This window comes from Eggerthella sp., assembly GCF_048329335.1.
GTDB lineage: Bacteria > Actinomycetota > Coriobacteriia > Coriobacteriales > Eggerthellaceae > Eggerthella > Eggerthella lenta.
Genome location: NZ_DBFEGU010000308.1, coordinates 1 through 2,667 on the forward strand (window position 1 = coordinate 1; position 2,667 = coordinate 2,667).

The window sequence follows — 2,667 nt, forward strand, 5'->3', positions numbered from 1 at the left end:
CAAAGGCACGGATGCTCTTCTCCGTGTTGTGCTGGCCCTGCCACACGGCGGGACCGCTGACCGTCTGAACGGTGAGGGTCTTCTCCGCGCCGCTCTCGCCCTTGAAGGTGAGGGTGGCGGTGCCCGGCTCCTCGGTCACCATGTCCACAGCCTTGTACATATCGCCGTAGGCGTGGCGGGCGATGGTGATGGGCGCCTCCCAGTTCTTCACAACCGGGTGGATCATGGGCAGGACAATGGGCGCCCGGAAGGCGGTGCCGTCCAAAATCGCCCGGATGGTGCCGTTGGGGCTCTTCCACATGCTCTTCAGGTCGTACTCGTCCATGCGCGCGGCGTTCGGCGTGATGGTGGCGCACTTCACGGCCACGCCCAGGCGCTTGGTCGCCTCGGCGGAATCGACGGTCACCTGGTCGTCGGTGGCGTTGCGATGCTCCAGGCCCAGGTCGTAGTACTCAGTCTTCAGATCGATATGCGGAAGCAGCAGCTCGTCCTTGATCATCTGCCAGATGATGCGCGTCATCTCGTCGCCGTCCATCTCCACGAGCGGCGTGGTCATCGCTATTTTCGCCATAGTCAACCTTTCCGTGTCCAAAGGGCCGTCTCTCCCCCGTTTTCCCATACCCGCACATGATACTCGTCGAAGCGGGCGCACGACGCGCGGGAAAGCGATTTCCAGCGCAACGCCAAAAAGGAAGCCTCTTCGCCGCAGCAGCACTACATCAGGCCCTCGCCCGATCGTCGGAGGCCAGCGCCATGTAGCCGTCTTCGAGGGTGGGCTCGACGGGCTGCGACCCCGCGGGCGGCGCGGCGCTCACGATGCGGTAGCGTGTGCCCTCAGCCGTGGTGGCTGCGTTCACCACGACCGCGCCCGTCGGCGGCGCCATGAGCGGCGGCGTGAGCCACGTGCGTCCGTGCGCGCCGTCGATGAGGCCCGCCGTTGCGCCGTCGTAGCACAGTCGGCCCGATCGCAGAACGCACACGTAAGGGCAGGTCTGCGCCACGTCGTCGAGGATATGGGTGGACAGGATCACCGTGCGGTCGGCTCCCAGCGTGGCGATGAGCGTGCGGAATCGCATGCGCTCCTCGGGGTCGAGCCCGGCCGTGGGCTCGTCCACCACGAGCAGGCGCGGGTCGCCCATGAGCGCCTGCGCGATGCCCACGCGCCGCCGCATGCCGCCCGAGAAACCGCCGATGCGCCGGCGGCGAACATCTGCCAGCCCCACGCGCTCGATAAGCTCGTCGGCCTGGCGGCGGCGCTCGCGCTTGTCGTCCATACCCTTGAGGATGCCCACGTAGTCGAGGAACTCCGGCGGCGTGAGGTTCGGATAGGGCTCGATGTCCTGCGGCAGGTATCCGAGGGTCTTCTTGAGCGCGCGGCGGTTGCGCGGCTCGGCGATATCGCGGCCGTCAACCAGCACGTGCCCGCGGGTGGGGCTCACGATGCCGCACAGGATGCGCATGAGCGTGGTCTTGCCGGCGCCGTTGGGGCCGATGAGCCCGATCATGCCCGAAGGCAGGTCGAGCGTAAGGTCGTCGAGGGCGCAGGGCTTCTTGTCGAAGTCCTTGCCCAGGCGGTCGAGGGAGATGAACATGGGAGTCCTTTCTATGCGGAGCGGAGGCTCGTCAGTGACGGCGGTACGAGCGCCTGCGGGCGACGGCCGCGGCCGCGGCCAGAAGCGCCGCCGCAACGGCGAACTAGAACACGAGCAGGGCCAGCGCTTCGAAAGGCGCAGCGGCGGGAGCCGGCCCCTGATAGTCGAGGAGCGGCTGGGATCCGAAGAACGCCTGCGCGAGCGGGTCGCTCGCGATATGGAACTGCACGCCGCCGCCGGAAGCCGGAACGCCCTTGAACGAACATGCGAACAGCGTACCCAGCCATGCGGCGACGGAGACGATGCGCGCGACGATCCTCGGCAGTAACGAGCCCGCCAGCGCCGACAGCGCCGCAGCAACAAAGGCAGCGGGAAGCACCACCCCGGCGAACAGGACTATCGCCTGCAACGGAGCCCAAACGTTGCCGTGCAGCATCTGCCCGGCCGCACAGAACAGCAACAAGGCGGCCGAAGGCGATGTCATCACGGCCAGAGCGCCCGCAACGCGTGCGACCGTCAGCTCCATCGGCCTTACGGGGGCGGAGGCCTCGACTTCCGAGATGCCCAGCCGCTCGGGCTCGGCGGCAAGGTCGGTGAAGGCGGCAGCGTAGGCGACGGGCGGCAGCATGGCCAGCATCTGCGCCAAGAACACGAGGTCGGCGACGTCTCCCGTCTCGAAAGGAAGCCCGGTATTCACCGCCACTCCCATCGACAGCAGCGCCAGCAGCAGCGACGCAACCCATATCGCGCGCTGCCGGGCAGCCATGCGTGCATGGATCACCGCCAACGACAAGAATCTCATCGCGCACCTCCCAGCTTCCTCCACACGCGCTCGGGCGAGCCCAAGGCGCGCCATGCGCACGCGCCGACGGCGAGCAGCACGAGCAACGGCAACCCGCGCTGCAGCGCCGGCATCGACGCCGTGTTCGGATCCCATATCAACGCGAAGAACAGCCAGACGAGCATCACGACGAGCGTCGTCGCGCGCGTCGACCCGGAAAGCGCCGCCGCATACGCGACCAGCACCATGAGAGCTGCCCCGCCCGCCGGCGAAAGCGCGCCGACCCAGCCGGCG

Annotated in this window: 3 protein-coding genes and 1 pseudogene; all 4 read right to left on the reverse strand. The window is 67.9% G+C overall.

What is annotated here, in order from left to right; genetic code table 11:
* Positions 1 to 571: isocitrate/isopropylmalate family dehydrogenase (locus tag ACMO6A_RS09720; RefSeq protein WP_418471171.1), on the reverse strand; the 571-nt coding region annotated here is incomplete at its 3' end.
* 148 nt (positions 572 to 719) lie between these two features.
* Positions 720 to 1,592 (reverse strand): ABC transporter ATP-binding protein, encoded by an 873-nt coding sequence (locus tag ACMO6A_RS09725; protein ID WP_015760569.1) that lies wholly within the window; start codon positions 1,590 to 1,592, stop codon positions 720 to 722.
* Positions 1,593 to 1,695: 103 nt separating this feature from the next.
* Positions 1,696 to 2,394: a hypothetical protein gene (locus ACMO6A_RS09730; RefSeq protein WP_015760568.1), complete on the reverse strand. Its 699-nt coding sequence runs from the start codon at positions 2,392 to 2,394 to the stop codon at positions 1,696 to 1,698.
* Positions 2,391 to 2,667: pseudogene (locus ACMO6A_RS09735) on the reverse strand (hypothetical protein); the annotation flags it as partial. The gene ACMO6A_RS09730 and the pseudogene ACMO6A_RS09735, both read right to left, overlap by 4 nt.